We start from the raw sequence: 25,977 nt of genomic DNA on the forward strand, positions 1-25,977 counted from the left end.
TTGCTGCCGCCCTGCGCGCCAACTGACGCAGGGCGGTGGCCTTCCCGGCGGCTAGCGGTGCCTGAAGACCGGCTGCCGCTTCTCCGTGAAGGCCGCCATGCCTTCCTTCTGGTCCTCGGTGGCGAACAGTGAGTGGAAGAGGCGCCGCTCGAAAACCACTCCCTGCGCCAGTCCGGTTTCGAAGGCGGCGTTGACGGCTTCCTTGGCCAGCATCGCAGCCGACTTTGACTTGGAGGCGATCACTTCGGCCACCTTCACGGCTTCTTCCACAACGTCCGCCGCGGGCACCACCCTGGACACGAGCCCGGCGCGCTCCGCTTCCTCCGCGTCCATGAACCGGCCCGTGAGGATCAGGTCCATCGCTTTGGCCTTGCCCACGGCCCGGGTGAGCCGCTGCGATCCGCCCATTCCCGGCAGGACGCCCAGGTTGATCTCCGGCTGGCCAAACTTGGCGTTGTCCCCCGCGATGATGAAATCGCACATCATCGCCAGCTCGCAGCCGCCGCCCAGGGCGAAGCCGGAAACCGCCGCCACCACCGGAATGCGCAGCCGGGTGAAATCCTCCCAGCCGCGGAACCAGTCCGCGGCGTACATGTCCATGTAGCCCTGCTCGGCCATCTCCTTGATGTCCGCACCGGCGGCAAACGCCTTGCCGGACCCGGTCACCACCACGGCGCCCACTTCGGGATCAGCGTCCATGGCCGTGACGGCAGCCACGAGTTCATCCATGGTGGCCTTGTTCAGCGCGTTCAGCGCTTCGGGCCGGTTCAGCGTCACCAGCCCCACGCGTCCGCGCCGTTCCACCAGAATGTTCCCGTACTGCTCCGTCATGCCTGACTCCTCACGTGGTTCTGCCTTGCAGGTGGTTCTGCTTCGAAAACTGCCTAGTGCGCGGACTTGTCCCGGATATCCGTGATGATGCCGGAGAAGTCCCGGGCCGCCCCGCCTTCAGCCGCAAACGTATCGTAGATTTCCGAGGCCAGCGGGCCCATGCGCGCGGCCACTCCGGTGCTTTGCAGGGCGTTCAGGGCCAGCTTGAGGTCCTTGGCCATCAGCGCGCCGGCGAATCCCGGCTGATAGTCGCGGTTGGCGGGGCTGGTGGGCACCGGTCCCGGCACGGGGCAGTTGGTGGTCAGCGCCCAGCACTGCCCGGATGCGGCGGACGCAACGTCGAAGAGGGCCTGGTGCGTGAGCCCGAGCTTCTCGCCGAGCACAAATGCTTCGCTCACCGCGATCATGGAGACGCCCAGGATCAGGTTGTTGCAGACCTTCGCAGCCTGGCCTGCACCGTGGCCGCCGCAGTGGACCACGCGCTTGCCCATCACTTCCAGCAGGGGCCGCACGGCGTCGAAGTCCTCGGGGAGGGCGCCCACCATAAAGGTCAGGGTTCCGGCCTCGGCACCCACCACGCCGCCCGAGACGGGGGCGTCCACGGCCCGGTGGCCTGCGGCAACGGCGAGCGCCGACGCTTCGCGGGCCTCGTCCACGTTGATGGTGGAGCAGTCCAGGAACATGGTGTCCGGTCCGGCCACGTCCAGCAGGCCCGGCTGCCCGCCCGACCCGCGGTAGGCATCCAGGACATGCTGGCCGCTGGGGAACATGGTGAGCACCACATCCGCACCGGCGACTGCCTCGGCGGGCGTCGCCACGGTGGGAATTCCGTGTTCCCGGGCCGCGTCCAGCGCCGCGGGCACCACATCGAACCCAGCCACCGTGTACCCGGCCTTGACCAGGTTGACGGCCATCGGCCCGCCCATGTGTCCCAGCCCGAGGAACGCGACGTGCCCTTTTCCTCCGGATTCTCCGGGTGCTGCTGTTTCAGTTTCAGGCATTGCGGGCCTCCTTTGATTGCAGGTTGAGCTCCCGGTCCCCCAGCGGCTCGAAGAACCTGGCGACGTCGGCGGCGGAGACCTCGTGCAGGCTGGCCGGTTTCCACTGCGGATTCCGGTCCTTGTCCACCACCTGGGCGCGGATGCCTTCGCGGAAGTCCGCGCCTGCCAGGAACCTCAGGCCAACGCGGTACTCCTCGGCGAGGACTTCCTCCAGGCTCAGGCCGCGCGCGCGGCGGAGCGATGCCAGCGCCACTTTCACGGACGTGGGCGACTTCGCCTCGATGGTGTCCGCCGCTTCAGCTGCCTCCCCGGCGGCGTCGCCGTCAAAAGTGCGGAGCCGCCGGAGGATGTCCTCCGCGTCGTCGCTGGCGTAGCAGGAGTCGATCCAGTCCCGCTGCCCGGCCAACTCCGATACCGGCGGCGTCTCCGTGAAGCGTCCGACGGCGGCTTCCGCCGTTTCGGTCTCCAGCGCGGCCGCCAGCGCGGGAAGGTTCCCGGACGCCACAAAGTGGTCGGCCAGACCCAGGAACAGGGCATCCGCACCGCTCAGGTGGGCGCCCGTCAGGGCCGCATGGGTGCCCGCCTCCCCCGGCGAGCGGGACAGCAGCAGGGTGCCGCCGACGTCGGGCACAAAACCGATGGTGGTCTCCGGCATGCCGGTGCGGGTGCGCTCGGTGACCACACGTACGGACCCGTGCGCTGAGATCCCCACGCCGCCGCCCAGCACCAGGCCGTCCATGAAGGCCACATACGGCTTGGGGTACCCGGCGATCAGCGCGTTCAGCCGGTACTCGGTGCGCCAGAAGTCCGCGGTGGCGTCACCGCCCGCCAGCATGTCCTCATAGATGGCCACGATGTCGCCGCCGGCACACAGACCCCGCTCCCCGGCGCCGTGCACCAAAACGGTGGCCACGCCGTCGTCGTCCGCCCATGCCGTGAGCTGTTCCAGCATGGCGGCGGCCATGCCCGCGGTGAGCGCGTTCACCGCCCTGGGCCGGTTCAGCGTGATGACCGCGAGGCGGCCGCGCCGCTCAAACAGCACCTCGTCGGTGGGCGCCTCGTCGGGGCCTGTTGTGTTCGTACCGGCGGTAGGTCCTGCGCTCATCAGCTGCCTTCCGGCATCACGTAGCTGGCGCCCTGGCGGATGCCGGAGGGCCAGCGGGTGGTCACGGTCTTGGTCTTGGTGTAGAAACGGAACGCGTCGGCCCCGTGCTGGTTCAGGTCCCCGAAGCCGGAGGCCTTCCAGCCGCCGAACGTGTAGTAAGCGATGGGCACCGGGATGGGCACGTTGATGCCCACCATACCCACCTGCACGCGGCTGGCGAAGTCACGGGCGGCGTCGCCGTCGCGGGTGAAAATGGCCACACCGTTCCCGAACTCATGCTCGCTGCAGAGCCGGAGGGCCTCGTCGTAGTCTTCGGCGCGGAGCACGCTGAGGACCGGGCCGAAGATCTCCTCCTTGTAGATCTTCATGTCCTTGGTGACGTTGTCGAAGAGCGTGGGGCCCACCCAGAAGCCCCCGTCGTAGCCGTCCACGGTGAGGCCGCGGCCGTCCGTCACCAGGGTGGCGCCCTCGTCCACGCCGGACTGGATGTAGCCTTCGATCCGTTCCTTGGCGGACGCCGCCACCACCGGCCCGAAGTCCGAGTCCTTGTCCAGGCTGTGGCCCACGCGGAGGTGCTTGACCCGTTCCTCCAGCTTGGACACCAGGGCGTCGGCCGTTTCCTTGCCCACCGGGACGGCGACGGAGATGGCCATGCAGCGTTCGCCGGCGGAACCGTAGCCCGCGCCCATCAAGGCATCCACGGCCATGTCCAGGTCCGCATCCGGCATGATCACCATGTGGTTCTTCGCGCCGCCGAAGCACTGCGCACGTTTGCCGTGGGCTGCCGCCGTGGCGTAGATGTACTGCGCGATCGGGGTGGAGCCCACAAAGCCGATCGCCTTGACCCGCTCATCCTCGAGCAGGGTGTCCACCGCTTCCTTGTCCCCGTTGACCACGTTGAACACGCCGTCCGGGACTCCCGCTTCGGTGAAGAGTTCGGCCAGGCGCAGGGGAACTGAGGGGTCCCGCTCCGAGGGCTTGAGGATAAATGCGTTGCCTGCGGCCAGGGCCGGGCCGGACTTCCACAGCGGAATCATGGCGGGGAAATTGAACGGCGTAATGCCGGCCACCACGCCGAGCGGCTGGCGCAGCGAATGCACGTCGATGCCGGTCCCTGCGTTGTCCGAGAACTCTCCCTTGAGCAGGTGCGGGGCGCCGGCGGCGAATTCCACCACCTCGATGCCGCGCTGGATGTCCCCCTTGGCGTCCGGGAGGGTCTTGCCGTGTTCGGAGGAGAGCAGCGCGGCGAGTTCGTCGATGTTCTCGTTCACCAGGTCCACGAACTTCAGCAGGATCCGGCCGCGGCGCTGCGGATTCATAGCGCCCCACTCCACCTGGGCCTTCTCCGCGCTGGCGATGGCGTTCCGGACTTCCTCGGCATTGGCCAGCGGCAGCCTGGCCTGGACCTGCCCGGTGCAGGGATCGTAGACGTCGCTGAAGCGCCCCGAAGTGCCTTCAACCCGTTGCCCGTCTATGTAATGGGAAAGCTCGCGAACCATGGCGGAATGCTCCTTTGCATGTGACCTACATCATCCTGAAGCTGAATATACTCGGACTTCCTACTAAATTCCAGACTGCCGGCGCCGCCCGCGGAGGTGCGCCCACCTGCCTGCCCACCGCCGTCGGGTGCTGCCCTCGGGTGTCCTCGGCGCCGCCGTCGTGACCTTCTTTGGTGCCCCGGCTCCCGGTCCCGGCCGCGAAACGCCCGTGTCTGCGCGCTTTCCAGCCGAAATAGGGTCACGACGGCGGCACACAGCTGGGCTGGACAGATGCCGGGGCCCCAAGTTCGGTAAGTTAGGGACTGTGAAGATTGCTACCTGGAATGTGAACTCCCTCCGTGCCCGTGCCGACCGAGTGGAGGCCTGGCTCGAGCGCAGCGACTGTGACGTGCTGGCCATCCAGGAAACCAAGTGCAAGGACGAGAATTTCCCCTGGGAACTCTTTGAGCGCATGGGCTACGAGGTGGCCCATTTCGGCGTGAGCCAGTGGAACGGCGTGGCCATCGTCTCGCGCGTTGGGCTTGCGGACGTGGAACGCTCCTTCCTGGACCAGCCCGTCTTCGGCAAAAACGGCAAGGACCCCGTCCAGGAGGCCCGCGCCATCGGTGCCACCTGCGGCGGCGTCCGCGTGTGGAGCCTCTACGTTCCCAACGGCCGGTCGCTCGACGACGAACACATGCCCTACAAGCTCAGCTGGCTGGACATGCTGAAAACCCACGCCCAGACCTGGGTGGCCGACAACCCCGAAGCGCAGATCGCCCTGATGGGCGACTGGAACATCGCACCGCAGGACGACGACGTCTGGGACATCGACTTTTTCCGCGCCAACGCCATGACCCACGTCAGCGAACCCGAGCGGGCCGCTTTCCACGCCTTCGAAGCCGCCGGCTTCAGCGACGTGGTCCGGCCGCACACTCCGGGGCCGGGCGTCTACACCTATTGGGACTACACGCAGCTCCGCTTTCCCAAGAAGGAGGGCATGCGGATCGACTTCGTCCTGGCCTCCCCCGCCCTCGCCGCCCGCGTGACCGGGGCCTCGATCGACCGCGAGGAACGCAAGGGCAAGGGCGCCTCGGACCACGCTCCGGTCATCGTGGAACTGGCCGACTGATGGGGCCGCGATGACGGGCAACATCTACCGGGGCCAGGCGGGCCTGCCTTTCTCCTCCGCGCTGCGGATCTACGAGCCGCTCACCGCTTTTCCGGAGGACCAGCGCGCCGCGCTTCGGGCGGCGGGTGCCAGGACGGCGTCCCGCGCAGCCGTGGAAAACGCTGAGCTGCAGGCGTCCCTCGGGCGGATCACCCGCCCCGGCGGCGACCCCTTCCCCACCGGGCGCACCGACCTGGTCCGGGTCATTCCGGCTCCCCCGGAGCCCAAGCAGCCCATTACGCCGAAGTCTTCCGGCGCTCCGGATGCGTCCGGAACGTCCGACGCCGGCGGGCCGGGTGACGCTGCCAGCGGCACCGCCGCTGCAGGCGCCGATAATGAAGAACAGGCTCTGCTGTACTGTCCCAGCCAGCTGGTGCTGCGGGCGGGACTGGCTGCGAACGCCCTCATGGAAGGTATCCACGGTCCGCTCGCTGAACTGCTGATTCCGGAAGAACAGCGCGACAAGCACCAGGAACGCATTGACCTGGTGAAAGCCCGCGAGGGCACCAGCCGCGTCCACACGCGGGCATCCACCTGGGGTATCCCGTTCAGCTGGTTCTCGCTCTTCCAGGAATCCGATCCCCAGGATGTGGTGGAGTCGGACGGGCGGATCGTCACTGTCCGGGTATGGGCACCGATCGGTGCAGCGCTGGAACGCGTGCGTTACGCCGTGGCCAACCTGGCCCTTGCAGCCCCCGACCTGGACATGCTGGACGACATGACCCAGCTGACCGAGTGGCTGGAACTCTTCCACCCCGGTTCCGTCGTGGAACTGGATTACGGTGCCGTGGCGGACAAGGTGTATCCGGATGAGTCCCCCATGGATGTGCGTTTGGGCATCGAATGCCTGGCCGAGGGAGACATGACCGGAGCCGCGGCAGCCTACCGCCGGCTGGCCTCGCGGTGGATTCCCATCAGGCAGCTGGCGCGCGCTTCCTAAGCCTGCTCGCGCTTCCTAAGCGTGGTCACGGGACGGGGGCGGCGCCGTCGTCCTTCTGATGATCAGCTGATGGGGCGCAACCTGTGACTGGACTGCGCCAACGGTGCCGTCCAGTTCGTCCAGCAGCATCTTGGTCCCCAGTTCGGCCTGCTCGTCAGGCCGCTGCCTGACAGTGGTGAGCCCCATGGCGTCGGAGAAATCGTGATCGTCGATCCCGATGACAGACAGGTCCTCGGGTATCCGAACACCCATTTTGGTGGCTTCGAAAATGACCCCCATGGCCATCTCATCCGACGCGCAGAAAATGGCGGTGGGCTTCGGGCCGGGATCGGCCCACATCCTGGTGAACGCTTCCTGCCCGCTGCGGACCGTGAAGTCGCCCCACTCGTCCCATTCCGGGCGCACCGTCAGCCCGGACCCTGCCATGACGTCCTGGAACGCCTTGATGCGGACGCGGGGAACGTCGAAGTTGAGGTCGGTTTCGTCGTCGCCGTGCAGTAGCGCGATGTCCTTGTGGCCGAGGCTGATCAGGTGCCGGACGGCGGTGGACGCTGCGGCGTAGTCGTCAATGCCGATGTAGGGGCACTCCTCCACGTGACCGCCAACCACCACCAGGGGAATGTCGATCTTCTGCAGGTGTTCAAGTTCCTCATGGGTCAGCGCCATACAAAGTACCAGCAGGGCATCGATCTGCTTGTAGACCATGGTCTTGCTGAAGAGCCGCTCGCGGTTGCTGCCGTGGCCGCCCAGGTTGAACAACGAGAGGTTGTACTGGCGCGCATGCAGTTCCCGGTCCGCGCCCTCGATCGCCTTGGAGAAGAACCAGCGGCTGACGAACGGCGCCAGCACACCGATGGTTTTTGTCCGCCCGGTGGCCAGGCCGGACGCGGAGGAAGATGCCACGTAGCCCAAAGCGCCGGCCACCTGGAGAATTTTTTCCCGGGTGGCCGGCGAAACCCTGGGCAGTCCGCGGACTGCGCGCGAGACTGTCGCTGTGGAAACCCCGGCTGCTGCGGCGACGTCCTCAATGCTGACGCCGGAATGGCCGCCCCGTTGAGCCCTGTCTGTTGTGCGTGCCACGGTTTCCCCTTGCTAGCTGTTCGCAGATTCTTGCTACCTGGGTGTTCCTGCGGCAACAAGCCAGTCTATTCCGCTTCAGCTTTGAGCCTTTGATCAGCTCCTATTTCTTACGTGTAGCGGTCCTGGCCGGCAGGCGGCGGCGGAGCCGCACCATCCCGTACAGCGCCACTAGCGTGGCCAGCAGGCCCAGCGCCCAGCCGAGGGCCGGCTGGGCGGTCACCTCCATCCAGACGGTGACCGCCAGCAGGACCACGGCCCAGAAGCCGAGGAAGCCGATGATGATGTCGAAGTCCTCACCGGAGCGGGCACGCTTGTGCTCATTGCGAACGAGCCCCTGGTTCTGTTCCTTGCCTGTTGCCGAACCTGTCACGTGACGGATCACTTAACAGCGCCGGCGGTGAGGCCGGCAACAATCTTGCGCTGGAAGACCAGGACCAGGATCACCAGAGGAATGGTGACGATGGTTCCGGCGGCCATGATGGCCGTGTACGGAATCTGGTTTGGCTGCGCTCCGGCGAAGCTGGCAATTGCCACCGTCACCGGCTGGGTCGCGTCGCTGGACAGCTGGCTGGCAATCAGGAATTCATTCCAGGAGGAGATGAACGCCAGGATGGCCGTGGTGAAGATGGCCGGTGCCGCCAACGGCAGGATCACCTTCCGGAACGCCTGGCCCTGCGTGCAGCCGTCCACCCGTGCCGATTCCTCGAGTTCCCACGGCATTTCGCGGAAGAACGAGGTCATCGTGTACACGGTCAGCGGTAGCACAAAGGAGATGTTCGGGATGATCAGCGCCTGGTAGGTACCCATCCAGCCGATGTTGGTGAAAAGCTGGAAAAGCGGGGTGATGAGGGCGACGCCCGGGAACATGGACGCCCCCAGGATGAAGCCCAGCACCAGGTACTTGAACCGGAAGTTCAGGCGGGCCAGGGCGTAGGCGGCGAAAACACCGATCAGCAGGGAGACCAGCGTGACTACGACGCCGATGAAAATGCTGTTGAGCAGAGCCTGGCCGAACCTGTTGCCGAAGGACGTATCGAAGGCCGTGTTGAAGTTATCCAGCGTGACATGGGTGGGCAAGATCGAGGTGTCGTAGGTGAAGCCCACCTCGCGGAAGGCAGTCACCACCATCCAGTAGGCCGGCGCAAGGCACCAGATCAGGACGACGACGGCGCTGATGTACGTGCGTCCCTGCGCCCACTTCTCCCTGTTCTGGGCTGCCTTCCGGCCCCGGTCCTGCTGTGCCCTGAGGGCAGTGGTGGCTGTCCCGGCGCTCATTTCTTCCCCTTACCAGTGGCTCCGCTTTGCTCCACGACGTTCGCACCAAGGAAGCGCACAAAGATGAACGCAACCAGGAAGATGATGATGAACGTAATGGTGGACAATGCTGCCGCCGCGTTGAACCCTTGTCTGATTTGGTTGATCACCAGGATGGACAGCGTAGTGGTGTTGTTGGCACCGCCGGTAAGGATGTACGGGAGGTCGAACATCCGGAGTGCATCCAGCGTGCGGAACAGGACTGCCACCATCAGCGCCGGCTTGACCAGCGGAAGGGTGATCATCCGGAACCGCTGCCAGGTGGTCGCGCCGTCAACCTTGGCGGCCTCATAGACCTCCGCAGGAATCATCTGGAGGCCGGCAAGGATCAGCAGTGCCATGAACGGCGTGGTCTTCCAGACGTCTGCAATGATCACGGCCCACTTGGCCGGCCACTCACTGCCTGTCCACAGGATGGTGGTGTTGAACAGCTTGTTGGCGATGCCTTCGAAGGCGAAAATGAACAGCCAGAGCTTGGCGGTCACGGCGGTGGGAATGGCCCACGGAACCAGGACTGCTGCACGGACCAGGCTGCGTCCCCGGAACGTCCTGGCCATGATGAGGGCCATCCAGAAACCGAGGACGGTCTCCAGCGTCACGGTGACCACGGTGAAGAAGAACGTGGTGGCCGTGGCTGACCAGAACTGGGCACCGAGGGTTCCGGGCGGGCAGGCAACAGTGCCGCCACCAGGAGCGGAGCACTGCTGGGCCAGCCAGTTCACGTAGTTCTGGACGCCTGCCGGGCCGCCGGCTGTGAACAGCCCGGTGACCGGATCCAGGCCGGCGTCCTTCTGGAAGGACATCACGAGTGCGCTGATGATCGGGTAAACGATCACTACCGCCAGCGCGATGATGGTGGGGGCGAGGAGCCAGGAAGCCCACTTGCCCTGGCTGAGGATCTTGTTGTCCTCACCGACACCCTTGGGTCCGTGATGGATCGGGGTACCGCCCGACGCCGGTGACTTTACCGGCGTCGGGCCCAATTCGGTTGACATGAGTGGCTACTGTCCCGCGCTAGCGGATTCGATGGACTTCTGCATGTCAGACAGTGCGCTTTCCACGGTCTTCTCTCCCTTGATGGCGGAGTAGGCATTTTCCTGGATGGCCTTGGTAACCGCCGGGTAGAACGGCGATACCGGGCGCGGCACGGCGTTCTCGATGGAGGTCTTCAGGACCGGAAGGTACGGCAGCTTGGCGACGAGTTCCTTGTCCTCGTACAGGCTACCGAGCACGGGTGCCAGCGAACCCTGGGTGGCGAAGAACTTCTGCTGCTCTTCGGCCGTCAGGAACTTCACGAAGTCCAGGGCAGTGGCCTTGTTCTTGGAGTACACGCTCACAGCCGCGCTGTGACCACCAAGCGAGGAGGCACCGGGACCGTCCGCACCGGGCAGTGCGGTCATGCCCAGGACATCCTTGACCTTGGACGATGCTTCAGTGGTGGCCAGGTTGTACACGTAAGGCCAGTTGCGGTGGAAGAGAAGCTTGCCGTCCTGGAATGCCTGACGTCCTTCCTCTTCCTGGTAGGTGATGGCTTCCTTCGGGATGTTGCCGTCCGCGTAGGCCTTCGCCAGGTTCTCAAGGCCGGTCTTGGCTTCCGGAGTGTTCAGGCTCGGCTTGCCGTCCTTGTCCAGCACGGAACCGCCGAAGGAGTTGATCGCCTCGGACGCATTGACGGTGAGGCCTTCATACTTCTTGAACTGGCCCGCATAGCAGCCGATGTTGTTGGCCTTGGCGACGGAGCACATCTGCATCATCTCGTCCCAGGTCTTGGGCGGAGTGGGGACGAGGTCCTTGCGGTAGTAGAGGATGCCGCCATCGGAAGACACCGGTGCCGCGTAGAGAGTGCCCTTGTAGGAGCCCGCCTCAATGGTGGGCTCCAGCATCCCCTTGGTGTCTACCGCCATCTTGTCCTTCAGCGGCTGCAGCCAGCCCTTGGCGGCGAACTCGGCAGTCCACACAACGTCGACGCTGGCAACGTCGTAGTTCGGGTTCTTTGCCTGGTAATTCTGGACCAGGTCATCGTGCTGCTGGTCAGCGGCGTCGGTCTGCTCCTTGAACGTGACCTTCTCGTTCGGGTGCGCAGCGTTCCATTTCTCAATGAGGGGGCGGACAACGTTGCTGTTGTCCTTGCCCTGGACGTAGGTGATGGGGCCGCGGCCATCGAGGCCTTGTTCAGCGTCGCCGCCACCCCCGCCCGTGGTGCCGCCTCCGCCTCCGCAGGCGGAGAGCGTTAATGCTAGAACGCCGGCGGCAGCGGCCGGCAAAAGGAACTTAGGGGATTTCATAAAGGAGACTCCTCGCTGAGTGTCGAGCAAAATCGGCGGTGCGGTTGAAGTGGTGCCCATCACACTAGTAACGTTGCGGTGAGAAATGCAAGCGTTTACACCGAAGTTTATGGAAAGGATATCTGTGGCACACAGCCCAGTCCCGACAAGCGGTTCCTCGATTCCGACGTGGTGGGCCAGCGCCGTCGTGTACCAGGTCTACCCGCGGTCCTTTGCCGATGGCAACGGAGACGGGATGGGCGATCTGCTCGGTGTAACGGCGCATTTGGATTACTTGCAGCGGCTAGGCGTTGATGCCGTGTGGCTGTCCCCGTTCTACAAATCCCCGCAGGCCGATGCCGGCTATGACGTGGCGGATTACCGCCAGGTGGACCCGCTTTTCGGCACCCTGGCGGACTTCGACGGGATGTTGCAGAAAGCTCACGGGCTGGGCTTGAAGGTCATCGTTGACCTGGTCCCCAACCACACCTCGGACGAACACGTCTGGTTCCAGGCGGCACTCGCCGCGCCTCCGGGTTCACGCGAACGCGACCGGTACATGTTCCGGCAGGGCAGGGATTCCGTCCCCGGCTCGGGCGACGGCGATCTGGCACCCAACAACTGGAAATCCATCTTCGGCGGACCGGCCTGGACCCGCGTTACGGAGGCCGACGGCAAGCCCGGCCAGTGGTACCTGCACCTTTTCGACACCAAGCAGCCGGACCTGAACTGGGACAACACCGAGGTCCAGGAGGAAATGCGCTCCGTGCTGCGGTTCTGGCTGGACCGGGGCGTGGACGGCTTCCGTGTGGACGTGGCCCACGGCATGGTCAAGGAGGCGGGCCTGCCGGACTGGGAGGGCTCCGCGGCGATGGTGGAAGGAGCCAGCGAACTGCCGGGCGAGGCCCACGGCGGCCACACCGAGGCCGAAGAGCCACACCGCGCTCACGCTGCCGCTGCCGCTGACGCAGCAGCCGCCGCCGCAGCCGGCAACGAGCACCAAGTCGTTTCGCCGCTTTACCCGCCGTCGCCCTTCTTTGACCAGGACGGCGTGCACGACATCTACCGCGACTGGAACCGGGTGCTGGCGGAATACGACGGCGACCGCATGATGGTGGCCGAGGCGTGGGTGGAACCGGCGGAGCGGCTGGCACGGTACGTCCGGCCTGATGAAATGCAGCAGGCGTTCAACTTCGACTTCCTGCTGGCCGGCTGGGATGCGGAGCGGACGGCCCCGGCCGTTGAGGATTCGCTGCGGGCTGCCGCCACGGTGGGTGCCACGACAACCTGGGTCCTCAGCAACCACGACACGGTCCGGCACACCACCCGCTTCGGCCTGAAGGACCCCACCACGTTCCCGAAGGGCATCGCTGCCGAGGACGAACAGCCCGACGCCGGGCTGGGCCTCGCGCGCGCCCGGGCTGCCACCATGGTTTCACTCGCCCTCCCCGGCTCGGCGTACCTCTACCAAGGGGAGGAACTGGGCCTGCCGGAACACACGACCGTGCCCGCCGAGGCCCGCCAGGACCCTACCTTCTTCCGAACCGACGGCGTAGAGCGGGGGCGCGACGGCTGCCGCGTGCCGCTCCCGTGGAAGGCTGCCGAGCCAGGCTACGGTTTCGCGTCCGGGTTCGCCGGCAGCGCGCCGGCCGCCCCCTGGCTGCCCCAGCCGGAATCCTTCCGGGAACTGGCCGCGGACCGGCAGGACGGCGTCGACGGTTCCACCCTGGAGCTATACCGTGCCGCGCTGGCACTCCGCAAGGAACACCGGCTGGGCGCAGGAAGCTTCCGCTGGGCCGCCGTGCATGCCCCCGCCGCGGGCGTGCTCGCCTTCGAGAACCGGGACGTCCTGGTGGTCGCCAACATGGGCATCGCGGCGGCCGCGCTGCCGGACGGCTACCGGATTGCCCTTGCCAGCAGTCCGGAGGCCGTGGCGGGAGCCCCGGCTGAACCCGGGGCGGGGCCGGGAGGCGCGCGGAAGCTTGCGCCGAACTCGGCCGCCTACCTCGTGGCGATCTAGCTGGGGCGATCTAGCTGGGGCGATCTAGCTGGAAGTGATCTAGCTGGAAGTGATCTAGCTAGCGGACGCGTTCCGCGCGGCTGAACCGGGAGCGGGCGCCGGTGCCGATGTGGATCAGCACCGGGACGCGCTTGCCGACGACGGCGTCGAGCGCCTCCACGAGGGCCGACACATCGGCGGCGAGGAGGTGCGGGGCCACGCCCTGCCTGGGCTGCAGCCGGATCTTCAGCGCGGGCTCGCCCCGGACCTCGTAGGTGGCCACGGTTGCTCCGGCCAGGTCCTGCCGTTCGGCCAATGCGGCCCGCAGCGCCTGCTCGGCAACGCCGCCGCCGATCCGCACATTGCCGGGGAGGCCCTCGGCGTCGTCCTCGGCAAGGATAAGGCTGGAGCGGCCTTTGCCCTGCTGGGCCACCCAGGCGACCATCAAGGCAATGACCACTGCGAGCAGCAGCGCAAGGACCGCCCAGAGCCAGCTCTCCTGGCGGCCGGGAATGCTGGTGCGCTGCAAGAGCTGACTCATTCCGTTCCACACGCCGGCGGACCACTGCTGCCACCATGATGCCGCCGCGGGGACGGTGGCCAGCACAACCAGCAAGAGTCCGACGGCGAGCAGTTTCAGTCCGAGGATTCCGATCAGGATCCTGTTCAGCGTCCTGGGGGTGTTGTTCATGCCCCGATCACTCCTGACGTAGCCACATTGACGCGCACTTCGGGCATCGGTTCCGGAGCCATGTCCCGCAGCTCGTCGAGCACGACTGCCAGGACGGCGTTTTCGCTGACCGGCACCCCGGAGGTAGGCCGCACGTTGACTACCACCTGACGCTGGGACACCACCACCATCACCTGTTCCTGCGTGACGTTTGCGGCCAGCCGGGCACGGCGGGCCAGGGCGGAGGCGATCACTTCGTCGTCGGCCACCACTCCGGCGCGGCGGTCCGGAAGCAGGTGCCGGGCGCGGCGGCCGGGCAGCACTGCGTTGAGGAAAAAGAACAGACCCGCCATGGCCGTCACGGCACCGATGGCGCCGAGCAGCAGCGGGGGTATGCCCTGCGGGAGCGCGATGATGCGTTCCGCGGCGGTCTGCGGATCGATGAGCCACGGCGGCTGCCCGATCGCACGGACTCCGGCTTCGAGGAGGCCGTAGCCGCACAGGATGATCACCAGGACAGCAGCGATTCCGGCCACCCCTGCACGGGATGAGCGTGTTTCGCGGTCCAGGATCCGGCGCATGCCGGCGCCCCGGGGATCCGGGGTACTGCCGGCGGAGACTGCGCCGGATTCGCCGTTCCCTGCTGCGTGGCTGCCTTTTGAGCGGACGTCGGTGCCGTTGTTCACTGGACCCGTCCCCCTTCGCTGATGGCGGCGCCGCTGATGCGGATGTCCACCCGGCTCAGCTGCGCCCCGCTAAGCTCCGCAACGCGGTGCAGGACCACGGATCTGGCTGCGACTGCGCGGTCCCGGATGGATCCGCCGAAGCCGGCGACGCGGCCGGGGTCGCGCAGCACCGTGGTGAGCGGCGGAATCCTGATCGGGAGGACCAGCGAGAGGGCCAGCAGGCCGTCGTCGTCGGACCAGTCCGCCCGGACGTCGTGTGCCGGGACGCCCAGCGCCTCAGCGGCGGCTGCCCGGGCAAGGCTGGTGAGCGCCTGGGTGCTGATGCGGTTGTGACCGGCCATCACGGACCCGCCGGTCACGGTTCCGGCCGCGCTGCTCATGAGGACGAGCGCCGGCCGGTGATGGCGTCGAACACGCTGCGCAGGTCAAGTTTCCCTTCCGCGGCACGGCCAAAAAGGGCTCCTATCCCCATGAAAAGCAGCGAGACCAGGAAACCCCAGACGCCGAACTGGAAAGACATAAAGGCCACGAAGGCGCCCACTGCAATTCCCACCACGGTCAGGTTCACTGGATGGCCTCCCTTTCGGTCCGGGCTTCCACGGGCAGTCCGGGCTTTGCCGGCCCCGCCACGTAGACGTCATTGATCTCCACGTTTACCTCGATGACCTGCAGGCCCACGAGCTCTTCGACGGCGGCGTACACGGCCGCGCGGACCTGGTTTGCCAGCGAGTGCAGCGGCGTCCCGTAAACGGCCACGAGGTTGATGTCCACTGCCACCTGCGTCTCGCCGACCTCTGCGTGGACGCCGGCGGCGTGGTCCGAGCTGCCGACGGCGTCCCGGATGGCCCCCAGGGCGCGGGACGGACCGGTGCCGAGCGAATAAACCCCCGGAACGGCCCGGGCGGCGATACCTGCGACCTTGGCAACGGCCGTTTCGGAAATGACGGTACGTCCGGTGCCGGCCGTCAGGGCAACGGCTGGATCAGCGTGGGCCCCCGGCGCGGGATGTGGGTTCTGGTATTCCATCAGGCACTCCCCTTCTCTTGAACACCACCCTATCCCTTGGCCGCGACAAGCGGCCGGACGCCGGTGAAAATCGCCAGGCCGGAATCCGCTATTTGCAGTTGGCGGCGAGCCAGCCGGTAACAGGGGCCATGGCGGCTTCGAACTTTCCGCTGGAGTACACCGTCTGGTCACTCAGCCCGGCCACGGCCACCTCATTCAGGTGGGCGAAATCGGCCTTGAGCTCGTCCGGAACGCGTCCGGCAGTGTCGCTGAGCTCCGCTTTGAGCTGTTCCAGTTCCGCGGTCTTGCCCTGCGCGGCCGAAAGCGGGAAAAGCGAGGCGCCGGTGGCCTGCTGGGAGATGGTGGTGCACGCCTCCGCCGCTGAGGCAAAGTCCCCGTACGGCCCGGAGCTTTTGGTGGGGGTCGGGGTCGCCGTTGCCGCGGCGGTCGCGGCAGCGGACGACGACGGCGCGCTGCCGGCTTCGGGCGCGGAGCATGCGGTGAGCGCCAGTGCGGCGAGGAGGGCGGCTGCGGTCAGAGGGCGTGAGAGGTTGTTCAAGAGTCACTTTTCTGGTCGAGATTGTGGCGCCCGTTCCGTTTCCGGCTTCAGGCGGCGATGGCGTTCTGTCCCCGGCGTGCGAGTCTAGCCCGGATGGCCTCCGGGATCCCAAGCGGCGGGCGGAAGGTCTGTACCTATATAAGGGCTATGAGGGCGCAAAAGCAGCGGGGGCGCCCGGATGAGTTCCGGACGCCCCCGCTGCTACTGCTGGTGTTGGGTCCCCGTGCGGGTTACTTGTAGAGCCCCTCGCCGCCAACCTTGACGTTCGTGGGCAGGTAACCGAACGGACCGAGGCCGTTCTTGCCGAAGGTGCGGTCTACCTGGGACACGCCGTCACGGAAGTTGATCTTCACGGTGGGCGAGAGCGAGCCGCCGCGGACGCCGTTCACGTTGTCGATGAAGGACTGCACCAGGCCACCCGGCTGCACGTAGTGCGAGTAGGCCTGGAACTGACGGCCGTTCTGGCTCGGAGTGGGTGCCTCCGGGGACTCGGACGGAAGGTTCAGGTCCGTGGGCGAGCCCAGGGCCAGTCCGCTGTTGTTCATCGGCTGGTAGTCGGAGCGGATGCCGTCACCGACGAAGCCGTAGACGCCGTCGGGGCCGCGCATGCCGGCCGCATAGGTGAACTGGTGGCTGATGGTGAACAGGTAGTACTTGTTCTTGCCGCCTTCATTCTGGATGAAGATCTGCGGACGCTCGGTCTGGTCGTTGACGCAGTTCGCCGAGAGGACCGGCGGCAGGAAGGACCATTTGGTCAGGTCCTTGTTGTCTGCCACGGCCAGCCCCACGTTGGCTGTCTGGTAGTAGGCGCCGCTGCTGTTGACCTCATTGAGGCTCTCGGCGTTCGGGTCGCCGGCCTTATAGCCCAGGTCCTCGGGCTTGCACTCGTATTCGCCCCGTTTGCCGCCGGTGTTGCCTTCGAAAACCATGAAGGTCTTGCCCGGGTGGGCGGGGTCGGCGAACGTGTACGGGTCGCGGAAGGCGAAGCCCGGGTTCTGTGCCTTGTTCTGGTACATCTTGCCGTCCGGTTCCAGCAGCTTGGTGTGCTTGAAGCCGTCGAAGGTGACGCCGTTCTTGTCGGCGTGGATGTTGCCGAGTGCCTTGGCAATGGCAGCGTCCGGGGCGATGCCGCCGCCGCCCGCGTTGCGCTCGGCAACGTCGTAGAACGTGGTGGCCGTGTAGAACACGTTGACCTGGTTGCCCTGCATCAGGCGGGTGGAACCGGACCATTCGGTGTTGCCGATGGAGGTGTTGTCCAGGAACAGGTGTCCGCCGTAGTTCCACTTGTCCTTGGCCGGGTCGGCGTTGGTCTTGCGGAAGAAGTAACCGATCCGGGCGTTCCAGTGGCGCTGGTCGAAGCCGTAGCCGGCGTGCCTGTCAGCCACCAGGGAGAAGATGACGTCATAGCCCTTGTAGCTGATCTGGTTCGCATTTTCGTCGGTGAGGGACCAGGTATCCCAGACCCAGACGTCGTCGTTCATGGCGGGGAAATCCTCGGGGATTTCCGGCATGGTGACATCCGGGCTCATGGAGTTCTGGCCGGGCGTGACGGTGGAGTCGCTCTGCGCCATGATCTGCTTGGCATCGGCGCGGGTCCACTTTGAGGTGAACTCCGCCGCCGGGTCATAAGCCTTCTGGCTGTGATCGGTGGGCAGCGGGAAGCCGGGCGTGGGTGCCGGCATCTGCTGGGTGGCGGGCGGGTCCGAGGGTTCGTTGGCCTGGGCCGAGGGAACCGCAAGGAAGGCGGAAGCCGCCACGGCCGTTGCCAGTGCTGCGGCGGCAGGGCGCCACCGCAGCATCCGGTGTGTATTGGGGTGCTTGTGCATTTATTGCTCTTCTCGCGGAGTTGAGACCATTCGTGGAAGACGGGCGTCTGCCCTCATTCCCCGAAACTCCGGCGTTCCCGACGACACGGCAGGCGTCATCGAGGACGCCTTTGTGTCGAGGGGGACGGGGCTTGGGTAGGGCCCCGGAAGGCGCTTCGGAAAGGAATCCTTTCCTGCGCCGGTCTCTACGCTGGCACGCATAAGCAGGCTTATCAAACCGTGTTTCGAGCGGCTAAAAACCGAGTTTCGCTCCATTTGTGCAAGCGCTTACATTGCCCATTGCGCGCGCGTGCCACATCTCGTTTTTCGAGTCAAATGTTGCGCCATAAATCAGATTTAGTGTGAAAAGTCACCCGCAGGCCACCTGCAATTCACCTCCGGGCGGCGGGCGGAACGGGTTCTCCGGGAGCCTGTCCGTTCAGATCGCCTCTGATCTCGGACGTGCCATCGAGTGCTGCGTAGCGGCCCTTATGGAGCCCCAAAAGGGCCGCTACGGAGCAATCGACGGGGGTTGTGGGAGTTTTTCAGGATTTTGGGGCCTAGGGAAACAGCGGGCGCGGGCCGGCGAAGACTCCTTCCATCCGCCAGGCGTCCAGCTGGAGCAGCCTGACCGTTCCGGTGGCCGACAACCGGACGGTTTGGCCGCCGAGGGTCGGGTAGGCGCGGGCCGTCAGCGGCTTTCCGTTGGCGAAGACCTCCAGCGCCGAGCGGTCCACCAGCACGCGCAGGTGCAACTTCCCGCCGGGCAGCCGGACGGGGCCTGACTTCTCCCCGGTGTCCACCGTGTGGTCGAGGCTGGTCCGGGAACGGTCAAGAAGCACGTAGGAGTGCGAAAACCCGCCGCTGCCCACGTCGCAGCCAATTTCGATCACCGTTTCCTCGGCCGGCTCCGGGTCCTGGGCGAGTGCCGGGTCCTTAACGGGCCAGCTCCCCAGGACACCCAGCCGGAAGACACTCCCCGGCTCTAATTCCAGCTCCAGTTCAAGGTCCAACTGGTTCCCGGACACGCTGGTCAGGACATCACTCGCGCCAACTGTGCGGGGCCCGAGCCGGACATGGTCGCGCCGCAGCGACTCCAGCTCCGGCACGGGGGCGAAGGCCAGTTCCCCGTCCGCTTCCAGGGTGGCCACCCGCGGCAGGCTCATCACGCCCGACCAGCCGGCCTCCACCATGGCGGCGTCGGTCCGGCCTTCCTGCAGCCAGCCGAACATGACCCGGCGTCCGGACTCGTCCGCGAAGGACTGCGGGGCGTAGAAGTAGCGTCCGCCGTAGTCCAGCCGGTGAAGGTTCCGGGGCGTGTACGAATCCCCCGCGTAGCGGCCGGTCCAGTACAGCGGATGGCGCGTATCGCCGTAGTGCCACGCCGAGAAGACCAGCACGTCGGTGCTGTCACCCGGAGAACCGTCACCCAGCGTCCCGCCGCCCGCGCGGAACAGGTCCACACACTCCCACATGGTGCCCTGCCAGTCCGTGGCGGCCGGATGGCCGGAGGCGGCGTCGCCGATGAACAGCGGACCGATGTAGTCCCAGCGGCGGAGGTCGGCCGACTCGTACAGGAACGCCGTCCCGCCGCGCCCGCGGATGCCCGACCCCACCAGCTGGCGCCAGACCGGGCCTTCCCGCCAGACGCAGTGGTCGCGGTAGGCGGTGATGTCCACCCCGGCCGGCGGCGCAGGGATTACAGGGTTTTCGGGGGCCTTGGTCCAGCTCAGGAGATCCGGTGAGCCGACCGCCACGCAGGGCAGCTCCCGTTCCCCGTGCCGGCCCGAGTACACCAGGGTGGGCGTGCCGCCGTCGTCCACCAGCACACCGGACCAGCAACCGTCGGCGTCCGGGCCGGCGGAGGGCTCAAGCGCCACAGGCTGGTCGGCCCAGTTGACCAGGTCGGTGCTGGTGGCATGGCCCCACAGGATCCGGTGGTGGAAGGCGCCCTCCGGGTTGTACTGGTAAAAGAGATGGTAGGTCCCGTTCCATTGGCTCACGCCGTTGGGGTCGTTGAGCCAGCCTGCGGGTGAGACGAAGTGGAAGCGTGGCCGGTGCGGGTCTGCCTCGGCTCTTGCCACCAGCTCGTGCTGCGGCACCGTGGCCAGCGGGTGGGTCAGTTCGGTCATGCGGAGGCCTTGTCTTCTGGAAGGGCGTCGAGGGGCTCGGCGGACAGGGCGTGGCTCGCCGCCGTGGCCGGAGGCCGGTAGAGGTGGCAGCGCACCCAGTGCTCATTCGCGGGGTCTCCCACGCGGTGCCGGACGGGTTCGGTGGCGGAACAGCGCTGCTGCGGGTCGCCGTCGAACGCGCACGACGCCGATTCCATCACCGCCGCGCGCAGGGCGGCACGCTCGCGCGGATCGTAGGATCCGGTGCGGGCGGGGTCCGGTACGGCCGAAACCAGCAGCCGTGTGTAGGGATGGGCCGGGTTGGCCAGCAGGTCCAGCGATTCGCCCTCCTCCACCAGTTCCCCGGCGAACATGACAGCGATCCGGTCCGCGAGGTAGCGGGCGGAGGCGAGGTCGTGGGTGATGTAGAGCATCGAAATGCCCTGCTCGTCGCGGAGCTTCCGCATCAGGTTGAGGATGCCGATCCGCACGGAGACGTCCAGCATGGACGTGGGCTCGTCCGCCAGGATCACTTCCGGTTCGACCGCCAGCGCCCGGGCAATGGCCACGCGCTGCCGCTGACCGCCGGAGAGCTCGTGCGGGTAGGAATTGAGCATGTCCGGGGTAAGTCCCACGGTGGTCATCAGCTCATCGAGGCGGGTCCGCAGCTGCGCCGGTGTGCCGGCCTTTCCGTGCAGGGTCAGCGAACGGGTGAGGAAGTGTTCGATCCGGTGTACGGGGTTGAGAGAGCCGAAGGGATCCTGGAACACCATCTGCAGCTGCGAGCGGTATTCCCTCGATGCCTGGAAGCGGTCCCTTTTTAGCACGTCCGTGCCATTAAGCCGGATCTGGCCCTCGGTGGGCTTTTCCAGACGCGCGATGCAGCGGGCAAGGGTGCTCTTGCCGGACCCGGACTCCCCCACGAGCGCCACGATCTCGCCCTTTCGGATGGCGAGATCCACGCCGCCGAGGGCACGGACCGAGGCGCGGGAAAACAGGCCGCCGCTATGGAAGTCCTTGACCAGGCCCTTCACTTCGAGGGCAGCTGTATCACTGTGCCTGCTCATGACGATGCTCCTTGGAGGACTGGAAGGGGCGAAACGAAGTGTCCGGGCGTGACTTCCTGGACGTCGGCGATGTTGCTGAACTTCACGCCGTCAGCCAGGCCTGTCAGCGGAACCCGGGGTCCGGTGAGCGGCGGGAACGCCCCCATCAGGGCCTGCGTGTAGGGGTGCAGCGGGGCGGCGTGGATGTCCCTGGCCTTGGCCGTCTCCACGATCCGGCCGCCGTACATCACGGCCATCCGGTGCGAGAGCTCCACCATGAGGGACATGTCGTGCGTGATGAACAGGACGGAGAAGCCCAGTTCGTGTTGCAGTTCCTTGATCTGGGCCATGATTTCCTGCTGCACCACCACGTCCAGCGCGGTGGTGGGCTCATCGAGGATCAGCAGCGACGGCTTGAGCGCAACAGCCATCGCGATGACGGCGCGCTGCCGCATGCCGCCGGAGAGCTGGTGCGGGTAGGACTTCAGCCGGGCGGGATCGATGCGGACGAGTTCGAGCAGTTCGGCTGCCCGCCGGAGCGACTCCTTCCGGGTGTAGCCGGCGTGGGTGGTGTAGATATCCACGATCTGGTCACCGATGGTCATCACCGGGTTGAGCGAATTCATGGCCGACTGGAACACCATGGCCACGTCCTGCCAGCGGAAGCGGCGGAGCTCTTCCTGCCCCATGGCCAGGACATCCTTGCCGCCAAAACGGATGCTGCCGCCGGCGATCTCCGCCGGGTCGCGGAGCAGCCGCATGATGGCGTTGGCGATGGTGGACTTGCCGCAACCGGATTCCCCGGCCAGCCCGAAGATTTCGCCGGTGCCGATGCTGAAGGAAACACGGTCGACGGCGGTGGTGGAGCGGGTGTCGCCGCGGTACTTCACGGTGAGGTCCTTGATTTCCAGGACAGGTTCGTGCGACCCGAAGGAGGTCTGGGAGACGGTCATGCCGATGCTCGCTTTCCGGGTTTTGCGGGTTTGGAGGCGGGCTTGGTTTTCCGGATCTTCCGCAGCTGTATTTTCCTCAGTCGAGGGTTCGTAACCTCGTCCACCGCGTAGTTGATCAGCGACAACGAAAACGCCACCAGCGCGATGCACAGCCCGGAGGGCACGAACACCCACCAGCTGCCGGTGAGCAGGGCTCCCTCGTTGCCGGCCCAGTAAAGGTTGTTGCCCCAGGAGACGGTGCTGACGTCACCCAGCCCCAGGAATTCGAGGCCCGCCTGGGCGCCGATGCCGTAGATGATGCAGGCCAGGAGAGTGCCCATCACAATCGAGGCCATATTGGGCAGGATTTCCCGGAACATGATCCGCAACGGCCGTTCGCCCGTGACCACGGCCGCGGCCACGAAGTCCTTGGACCGAATGGACAGCGCCTGGGAGCGCAGCACCCGGGCCGAACCGGCCCAGCCGGTGACCACCAGGACAAGGATCACGGTGCCCAGGCCGGGCGGCAGGAACGCGGCCAGGATCACCAGGAGCGGCAGCCCGGGCAGCAGCAGGAACACGTTGGTGGTGAGGGACAGCGCCTCGTCGATAAACTTCCCGAAGTAGGCCGAGGCCAGGCCCACCAGGATGCCGATGAACGTGGAGGCGAAGCCAACGGTCAGGCCCACGAACAGAGAGCTGCGGGCACCGTGGATAGTCAGCGCCAGGACGTCCTGGCCCTTGGCCGTGGTGCCCAGCCAGAACTCCGAATCCGGCTCCTGCGATGCCATGCCGGTGATCTTGGAGGGGTTGTCCGGGTAGAGGACGGGGGCAAGCAGCGCCAGGGCGATGAAAATGAACAGGATGGCTGCGCCGGTCATGGCCTTCTTGTTGGTCAGCAGGCCGTGCAGCAGGCTGCGGTTGGGCCTGCGGACGGAGGCTCCGGGCGGGAGTCCGGTGCCGCCGTCGGGCGTTCCAAAACTGGCACCGGGGCCGCCGGCGGGAGTCTCCCCCGGCAGGGTGGAAGCGGTGGTTGCGATGGACGTGGTCATGTCCGTCCTTCCTAGTTGGCGCGCACGCGCGGGTCGAGGCGGACGTAGAGGATGTCCACGAGGAAGTTGGCCAGCAGCACGGCAGCGGTGATGGTCAGGAAGAGCCCCTGCATAAGCGGGTAGTCGAGGCCCTGCACGGCGTTGAGGAGCTGGTAGCCCACGCCGGGGTAGGCGAACACCACTTCGGTCAGCAGGGCACCGCCCACCACGAAGCCCAGGCTCATGCCGAAGCTGGTGACGGACGGCAGCATGGCGTTGCGGGCGGCGTAGCGGAACATGATCCGGCCGGGGCGCAGGCCCTTGGCCTCGGCCATGGTGATGTAGTCCTCGGCGTTGGTGGCGATCATGGTGTTGCGCATGCCGAGCATCCAGCCGCCCACCGAAACCAGCACGATGGTGAGGGCCGGCAGCACCAGGTGCATCCCGACGTCGGACATGAACTCCCAGCTGAAGCTCGGCTCAATCGTGTCGCTGAACGCGTGGCGGATGGGGAACCAGCCCAGCGTGACGCCGAACAGGTAGAGGGCGCCCATCGCGAGCCAGAAGTACGGGAAGGAGCCGATGAAAATCAGGAGCGGAGGCAGCGCGGAGTCGATCGCCCCGCCGCGCCGCCACGCGGCCAGGATGCCGAGCAGGTTGCCCACGACGGCGGCAATCACCAGCGCGGTCCCGCCCAGCAGGAGGGTCCAGCCCACCTGCGAGGCGATGACTTCGGTGACCGGCGTCGGGAAGCGGGAGATGGAGACACCCATCTGCCCGGTGACCATGTTGTGCAGGTAGCCGACGTACTGCTCCCAGATGGGGCGGCTGTCGACGCCGAGCAGCTTGCGGAGGGCCTCGATCTGTTCGGGCTGCATGCGGTCCTGGGTGCGGGCGAACATGCGGGATACGGGGTCTCCCGGCATAAAGCGCGGGAGGAGGAAGTTCAAAGTGATGGACACCCAGAAGGCGATCAGGTAGAAACCCAGGCGGCGCAGGATAAAGCGCACGGTTTCCCTCCATTCGGGAAGTGCGGAAGTTTGGGAGGTGCACACCCGGCGCCGGCAACAGCGCCGGGTGTGCGGGGAAAGTTGGGGCCCACGCTGCCGAAGTGCCTCAAACGAGCTCGCGAGTTTGGGGAGGCAGCGGGTGGGCCCACGCTGCCGAGGGGCCCCAAACGAGCTCGCGAGTTTGGGGAGGCAGCGGGGACTACTTGGCCGGTTCCAGCGAGGTCAGGACCAGGACAGTGGTGGGTGCCCGGACCGAGAGGGTGGCGTACGGGTTTTCTTCCGTGGGCCAGCCGGTGAACCGGGTGTTGTTGTAGGCGCCCCATTCCGGGCCGGCAAACAGCGGGATGGTCGGAGCCACTGCGCTGTACTCCTCCTGGAGCTTGTCCGCGATATCGTGCTGGGTGTTCTCGTCGGCTGCGGCTGCGAATTCGGTCAGCAGGGAGTCCGCCTTGGGATCGCCGAAGCGGTGGTAGTTCTCAAAGGCCTTCTCCCCCACCGGTTTGACCGTGGTGGAGCCCATGACGCCCGCGAAGTACTTGTACGGGCTGGGGTCGTTGGCGGTCCAGACGATGCCGGAATCGAAGTCACCGGTTTCGTAGCCCGCCACCACGGCCGCCCAGTCCGGCGAATCAACCTTGGCCGTGACGCCAACCTCGGCGAGGTTCTGGGCGATCACGTTGGCCACGGAGAGCCAGTCGGAGGAAGCTGCTCCCACGGAGATTTTGAACTCGAAGGGCTTGCCGCCCTTCAGTGTGCGCTTGCCGTCCGCACCCTTGGCGTAGCCGGCCTTGTCCAGGAGCTTGTTGGCCTCGTCCACGCTGAGTTTGGTCCACTCGCAGTTGTCTTGGACCTCCTTGTTCTTCCAGGTTTCGTAGTTCCCGGAAAGCCCGGTGCAGTCTGCCGGCTTGGTGTAGCCGCTCATGCCGATCTTGGTGACCTGCTCGCGGTCCACCGCCATGGAAAGGGCCTTGCGGACGTCCGTGTCGTTGAACGGCGCCTTGGTGGTGTTGAGCTGCCAATTGATCATGGAACCCGTGGGCGGGAACCAGTACTTGCGGTGGTCCGGGTCCTTGGAAATGAAGGTCTTCTCGATGTTGGGCATGTACTGCGGCGCCCAGTCCACGTCGCCGTTCGCGGCGGCGAGGTTCGCGCCGTCGTTCCCTGCAAAGGCGAGCATCTTGATACCGGCGATCTTCTGCTTGTCCGGCTGCCAGTAGTTGGGGTTCTTCTTCAGCACAAAGGACTGGGCCTGGAAGGTGTCCACTTCGGTGTACGGGCCGGTGCCGACGGGCTTTTCGTTGGCGTCCTTCTCGGGGTCCGCGATCTTGGACCAGACGTGGTCCGGCAGGATGCTCAGCTGGCCGAGGTCGAACAGCGCCGGGGACCAGGCGGTCTTGAAGCTGAACTTGACCTGGTTGGCGCCTTCGGCCGTGACCGTGTCCAAGTAGTCGTAGCCGCCTTTGATCTTCTTCTGCAACGCGAACGTGGTGACCACGTCGGCGGGGACCAGGGGCTGGCCGTCGGACCACTTCACGCCGTCGCGGAGGGTGAAGGTGATGGACTTTCCGTCCCCGGCCGCCTTCCATTCACTGGCCAGCCACGGGGTGGTGTCGCCCTTGGCCGGGTTGTAGATGAGCAGGGATTCGTAGATGGCCTGCTGGGTCATGGGGGCCACGGTGGGGGCGAACGGGTTGAAGTTGCGGACGAACGTGCCCATGTCCTCGCGGGGAATGGTCAGGAGGGCGCTTTGCGCCGAGCCGTCAGCCTTGGCGGAACCGGAGTTGCCTGCATTGGCCGAGCATCCGGTGAGCACCAGGGCGCCCATGGCCAGGCCCGCCGCCGCAATGCGGGCAGACCTCAGGAATCGTGCTTGTGTCATGATGGATATCTCTTTCCTCTTCTTCGCTGTGAAGGTGAAGGTGTGGTTAGGGGTTGCTGT

At 66.2% G+C, this 25,977-nt stretch carries 25 protein-coding genes; 3 read left to right on the forward strand and 22 right to left on the reverse strand.

The genetic code is table 11. From position 1 onward, the window contains the following. Nucleotides 1-51: 51 nt before the first annotated feature. From AC6JAC_RS19920 to AC6JAC_RS19935, 4 genes are read right to left on the reverse strand one after another with little or no spacing between them, the layout of a single operon-like run. Entirely contained in the window at nucleotides 52-831 is a 780-nt protein-coding gene (locus tag AC6JAC_RS19920; protein ID WP_028272677.1) for an enoyl-CoA hydratase, read from the reverse strand. 53 nt (nucleotides 832-884) lie between these two features. Continuing rightward, complete coding sequence (mmsB, locus tag AC6JAC_RS19925; RefSeq protein ID WP_497966287.1) at nucleotides 885-1,832, reverse strand: 3-hydroxyisobutyrate dehydrogenase; 948 nt, start codon at nucleotides 1,830-1,832, stop codon at nucleotides 885-887. Continuing rightward, entirely contained in the window at nucleotides 1,825-2,937 is a 1,113-nt protein-coding gene (locus AC6JAC_RS19930; protein WP_497966289.1) for an enoyl-CoA hydratase/isomerase family protein, read from the reverse strand. Before AC6JAC_RS19930 ends, mmsB begins: the two co-directional genes overlap by 8 nt. Further along, nucleotides 2,937-4,436, reverse strand: coding sequence for a CoA-acylating methylmalonate-semialdehyde dehydrogenase (locus AC6JAC_RS19935; protein WP_497966291.1), 1,500 nt, complete (start codon nucleotides 4,434-4,436; stop codon nucleotides 2,937-2,939). Before AC6JAC_RS19935 ends, AC6JAC_RS19930 begins: the two co-directional genes overlap by 1 nt. Nucleotides 4,437-4,740: 304 nt before the next feature. Between AC6JAC_RS19935 and AC6JAC_RS19940 the strand changes: the two genes are divergently transcribed. Next, nucleotides 4,741-5,547: an exodeoxyribonuclease III gene (locus tag AC6JAC_RS19940; RefSeq protein WP_497966293.1), complete on the forward strand. Its 807-nt coding sequence runs from the start codon at nucleotides 4,741-4,743 to the stop codon at nucleotides 5,545-5,547. Between the two features lie 10 nt (nucleotides 5,548-5,557). After that, entirely contained in the window at nucleotides 5,558-6,526 is a 969-nt protein-coding gene (locus AC6JAC_RS19945) for a DUF8083 family protein (RefSeq protein ID WP_497966295.1), read from the forward strand. 15 nt (nucleotides 6,527-6,541) lie between these two features. On the opposite strand, the gene AC6JAC_RS19950 is transcribed toward AC6JAC_RS19945, so the two are convergent. From AC6JAC_RS19950 to AC6JAC_RS19970, 5 genes are all read right to left on the reverse strand, one after another. After that, complete coding sequence (locus tag AC6JAC_RS19950) at nucleotides 6,542-7,606, reverse strand: LacI family DNA-binding transcriptional regulator (protein WP_497966297.1); 1,065 nt, start codon at nucleotides 7,604-7,606, stop codon at nucleotides 6,542-6,544. Nucleotides 7,607-7,706: 100 nt separating this feature from the next. Then, a complete protein-coding gene (locus tag AC6JAC_RS19955; protein WP_028272913.1) occupies nucleotides 7,707-7,976 on the reverse strand; it encodes a hypothetical protein in 270 nt (89 codons plus the stop codon). A gap of 8 nt (nucleotides 7,977-7,984) precedes the next feature. Beyond that, nucleotides 7,985-8,881: a carbohydrate ABC transporter permease gene (locus tag AC6JAC_RS19960; RefSeq protein WP_028272912.1), complete on the reverse strand. Its 897-nt coding sequence runs from the start codon at nucleotides 8,879-8,881 to the stop codon at nucleotides 7,985-7,987. Beyond that, on the reverse strand, nucleotides 8,878-9,915 hold the full coding sequence (locus tag AC6JAC_RS19965) for a carbohydrate ABC transporter permease (protein ID WP_028272911.1): 1,038 nt from the start codon (nucleotides 9,913-9,915) through the stop codon (nucleotides 8,878-8,880). Before AC6JAC_RS19965 ends, AC6JAC_RS19960 begins: the two co-directional genes overlap by 4 nt. Before the next feature lie 6 nt (nucleotides 9,916-9,921). After that, on the reverse strand, nucleotides 9,922-11,205 hold the full coding sequence (locus tag AC6JAC_RS19970; RefSeq protein WP_028272910.1) for an ABC transporter substrate-binding protein: 1,284 nt from the start codon (nucleotides 11,203-11,205) through the stop codon (nucleotides 9,922-9,924). 109 nt (nucleotides 11,206-11,314) lie between these two features. On the opposite strand from AC6JAC_RS19970, the gene AC6JAC_RS19975 reads away from it, so the two are divergent. Beyond that, nucleotides 11,315-13,204, forward strand: a complete 1,890-nt coding sequence (locus AC6JAC_RS19975; protein ID WP_497966300.1) for a glycoside hydrolase family 13 protein — start codon at nucleotides 11,315-11,317, stop codon at nucleotides 13,202-13,204. 58 nt (nucleotides 13,205-13,262) lie between these two features. Here AC6JAC_RS19975 and AC6JAC_RS19980 read toward each other — a convergent pair whose 3' ends face one another. The 13 genes from AC6JAC_RS19980 to AC6JAC_RS20040 all read right to left on the reverse strand — a co-directional run bounded on the left by AC6JAC_RS19980 (nucleotide 13,263) and on the right by AC6JAC_RS20040 (nucleotide 25,917). Beyond that, nucleotides 13,263-13,874 (reverse strand): hypothetical protein, encoded by a 612-nt coding sequence (locus AC6JAC_RS19980; RefSeq protein ID WP_497966302.1) that lies wholly within the window; start codon nucleotides 13,872-13,874, stop codon nucleotides 13,263-13,265. Further along, nucleotides 13,871-14,434, reverse strand: coding sequence for a hypothetical protein (locus AC6JAC_RS19985; protein WP_497966889.1), 564 nt, complete (start codon nucleotides 14,432-14,434; stop codon nucleotides 13,871-13,873). The genes AC6JAC_RS19980 and AC6JAC_RS19985 overlap by 4 nt, the downstream gene beginning before the upstream one ends. A gap of 101 nt (nucleotides 14,435-14,535) precedes the next feature. After that, the gene (locus AC6JAC_RS19990) at nucleotides 14,536-14,919 is read right to left on the reverse strand and encodes a hypothetical protein (protein ID WP_028272906.1); all 384 of its coding nucleotides are present in this window, start codon (nucleotides 14,917-14,919) and stop codon (nucleotides 14,536-14,538) included. Continuing rightward, the gene (locus AC6JAC_RS19995) at nucleotides 14,916-15,107 is read right to left on the reverse strand and encodes a hypothetical protein (RefSeq protein WP_028272905.1); all 192 of its coding nucleotides are present in this window, start codon (nucleotides 15,105-15,107) and stop codon (nucleotides 14,916-14,918) included. The genes AC6JAC_RS19990 and AC6JAC_RS19995 overlap by 4 nt, the downstream gene beginning before the upstream one ends. Continuing rightward, nucleotides 15,104-15,565 carry an Asp23/Gls24 family envelope stress response protein gene (locus AC6JAC_RS20000; protein WP_028272904.1) on the reverse strand — a complete coding sequence of 154 codons (462 nt, stop codon included), beginning with the start codon at nucleotides 15,563-15,565 and terminating at the stop codon, nucleotides 15,104-15,106. Before AC6JAC_RS20000 ends, AC6JAC_RS19995 begins: the two co-directional genes overlap by 4 nt. Nucleotides 15,566-15,653: 88 nt before the next feature. Continuing rightward, nucleotides 15,654-16,103: a hypothetical protein gene (locus AC6JAC_RS20005; protein WP_497966304.1), complete on the reverse strand. Its 450-nt coding sequence runs from the start codon at nucleotides 16,101-16,103 to the stop codon at nucleotides 15,654-15,656. A 230-nt stretch (nucleotides 16,104-16,333) separates the two neighbouring features. Further along, entirely contained in the window at nucleotides 16,334-17,929 is a 1,596-nt protein-coding gene (locus AC6JAC_RS20010; RefSeq protein ID WP_028272902.1) for a glycoside hydrolase family 68 protein, read from the reverse strand. A gap of 539 nt (nucleotides 17,930-18,468) precedes the next feature. After that, entirely contained in the window at nucleotides 18,469-20,040 is a 1,572-nt protein-coding gene (locus AC6JAC_RS20015) for a glycoside hydrolase family 32 protein (RefSeq protein WP_497966306.1), read from the reverse strand. Further along, nucleotides 20,037-21,086, reverse strand: coding sequence for an ABC transporter ATP-binding protein (locus AC6JAC_RS20020; protein ID WP_454697477.1), 1,050 nt, complete (start codon nucleotides 21,084-21,086; stop codon nucleotides 20,037-20,039). The genes AC6JAC_RS20015 and AC6JAC_RS20020 overlap by 4 nt, the downstream gene beginning before the upstream one ends. After that, nucleotides 21,083-22,018 (reverse strand): ABC transporter ATP-binding protein, encoded by a 936-nt coding sequence (locus tag AC6JAC_RS20025; protein ID WP_497966309.1) that lies wholly within the window; start codon nucleotides 22,016-22,018, stop codon nucleotides 21,083-21,085. The genes AC6JAC_RS20020 and AC6JAC_RS20025 overlap by 4 nt, the downstream gene beginning before the upstream one ends. Beyond that, nucleotides 22,015-23,049, reverse strand: a complete 1,035-nt coding sequence (locus AC6JAC_RS20030) for an ABC transporter permease (protein WP_497966311.1) — start codon at nucleotides 23,047-23,049, stop codon at nucleotides 22,015-22,017. The genes AC6JAC_RS20025 and AC6JAC_RS20030 overlap by 4 nt, the downstream gene beginning before the upstream one ends. Before the next feature lie 11 nt (nucleotides 23,050-23,060). Continuing rightward, the gene (locus AC6JAC_RS20035; RefSeq protein WP_497966313.1) at nucleotides 23,061-24,038 is read right to left on the reverse strand and encodes an ABC transporter permease; all 978 of its coding nucleotides are present in this window, start codon (nucleotides 24,036-24,038) and stop codon (nucleotides 23,061-23,063) included. A gap of 199 nt (nucleotides 24,039-24,237) precedes the next feature. Next, the gene (locus AC6JAC_RS20040) at nucleotides 24,238-25,917 is read right to left on the reverse strand and encodes an ABC transporter substrate-binding protein (RefSeq protein WP_497966315.1); all 1,680 of its coding nucleotides are present in this window, start codon (nucleotides 25,915-25,917) and stop codon (nucleotides 24,238-24,240) included. Nucleotides 25,918-25,977: the final 60 nt, after the last annotated feature.

This window comes from Arthrobacter sp. KUASC02 (assembly GCF_059739395.1).

Excerpts from the sequence above, each read along its gene's own strand:
- mmsB (WP_497966287.1), bottom strand. The coding sequence starts at position 1,832 with ATGCCTGAAACTGAAACAGCAGCACCCGGAGAATCCGGAGGAAAAGGG.
- AC6JAC_RS20020 (WP_454697477.1), bottom strand. The coding sequence starts at position 21,086 with ATGAGCAGGCACAGTGATACAGCTGCCCTCGAAGTGAAGGGCCTGGTC.
- AC6JAC_RS19970 (WP_028272910.1), bottom strand. The coding sequence starts at position 11,205 with ATGAAATCCCCTAAGTTCCTTTTGCCGGCCGCTGCCGCCGGCGTTCTA.
- AC6JAC_RS20015 (WP_497966306.1), bottom strand. The coding sequence starts at position 20,040 with ATGACCGAACTGACCCACCCGCTGGCCACGGTGCCGCAGCACGAGCTG.
- AC6JAC_RS19985 (WP_497966889.1), bottom strand. The coding sequence starts at position 14,434 with ATGCGCCGGATCCTGGACCGCGAAACACGCTCATCCCGTGCAGGGGTG.
- AC6JAC_RS19945 (WP_497966295.1), top strand. The coding sequence starts at position 5,558 with ATGACGGGCAACATCTACCGGGGCCAGGCGGGCCTGCCTTTCTCCTCC.
- AC6JAC_RS19990 (WP_028272906.1), bottom strand. The coding sequence starts at position 14,919 with ATGAGCAGCGCGGCCGGAACCGTGACCGGCGGGTCCGTGATGGCCGGT.
- AC6JAC_RS19960 (WP_028272912.1), bottom strand. The coding sequence starts at position 8,881 with ATGAGCGCCGGGACAGCCACCACTGCCCTCAGGGCACAGCAGGACCGG.
- AC6JAC_RS20010 (WP_028272902.1), bottom strand. The coding sequence starts at position 17,929 with ATGCACAAGCACCCCAATACACACCGGATGCTGCGGTGGCGCCCTGCC.
- AC6JAC_RS20030 (WP_497966311.1), bottom strand. The coding sequence starts at position 23,049 with ATGACCACGTCCATCGCAACCACCGCTTCCACCCTGCCGGGGGAGACT.
- AC6JAC_RS19975 (WP_497966300.1), top strand. The coding sequence starts at position 11,315 with ATGGAAAGGATATCTGTGGCACACAGCCCAGTCCCGACAAGCGGTTCC.
- AC6JAC_RS19935 (WP_497966291.1), bottom strand. The coding sequence starts at position 4,436 with ATGGTTCGCGAGCTTTCCCATTACATAGACGGGCAACGGGTTGAAGGC.
- AC6JAC_RS19965 (WP_028272911.1), bottom strand. The coding sequence starts at position 9,915 with ATGTCAACCGAATTGGGCCCGACGCCGGTAAAGTCACCGGCGTCGGGC.
- AC6JAC_RS20040 (WP_497966315.1), bottom strand. The coding sequence starts at position 25,917 with ATGACACAAGCACGATTCCTGAGGTCTGCCCGCATTGCGGCGGCGGGC.
- AC6JAC_RS19930 (WP_497966289.1), bottom strand. The coding sequence starts at position 2,937 with ATGAGCGCAGGACCTACCGCCGGTACGAACACAACAGGCCCCGACGAG.
- AC6JAC_RS19920 (WP_028272677.1), bottom strand. The coding sequence starts at position 831 with ATGACGGAGCAGTACGGGAACATTCTGGTGGAACGGCGCGGACGCGTG.
- AC6JAC_RS20000 (WP_028272904.1), bottom strand. The coding sequence starts at position 15,565 with ATGGAATACCAGAACCCACATCCCGCGCCGGGGGCCCACGCTGATCCA.
- AC6JAC_RS20025 (WP_497966309.1), bottom strand. The coding sequence starts at position 22,018 with ATGACCGTCTCCCAGACCTCCTTCGGGTCGCACGAACCTGTCCTGGAA.
- AC6JAC_RS19980 (WP_497966302.1), bottom strand. The coding sequence starts at position 13,874 with ATGAACAACACCCCCAGGACGCTGAACAGGATCCTGATCGGAATCCTC.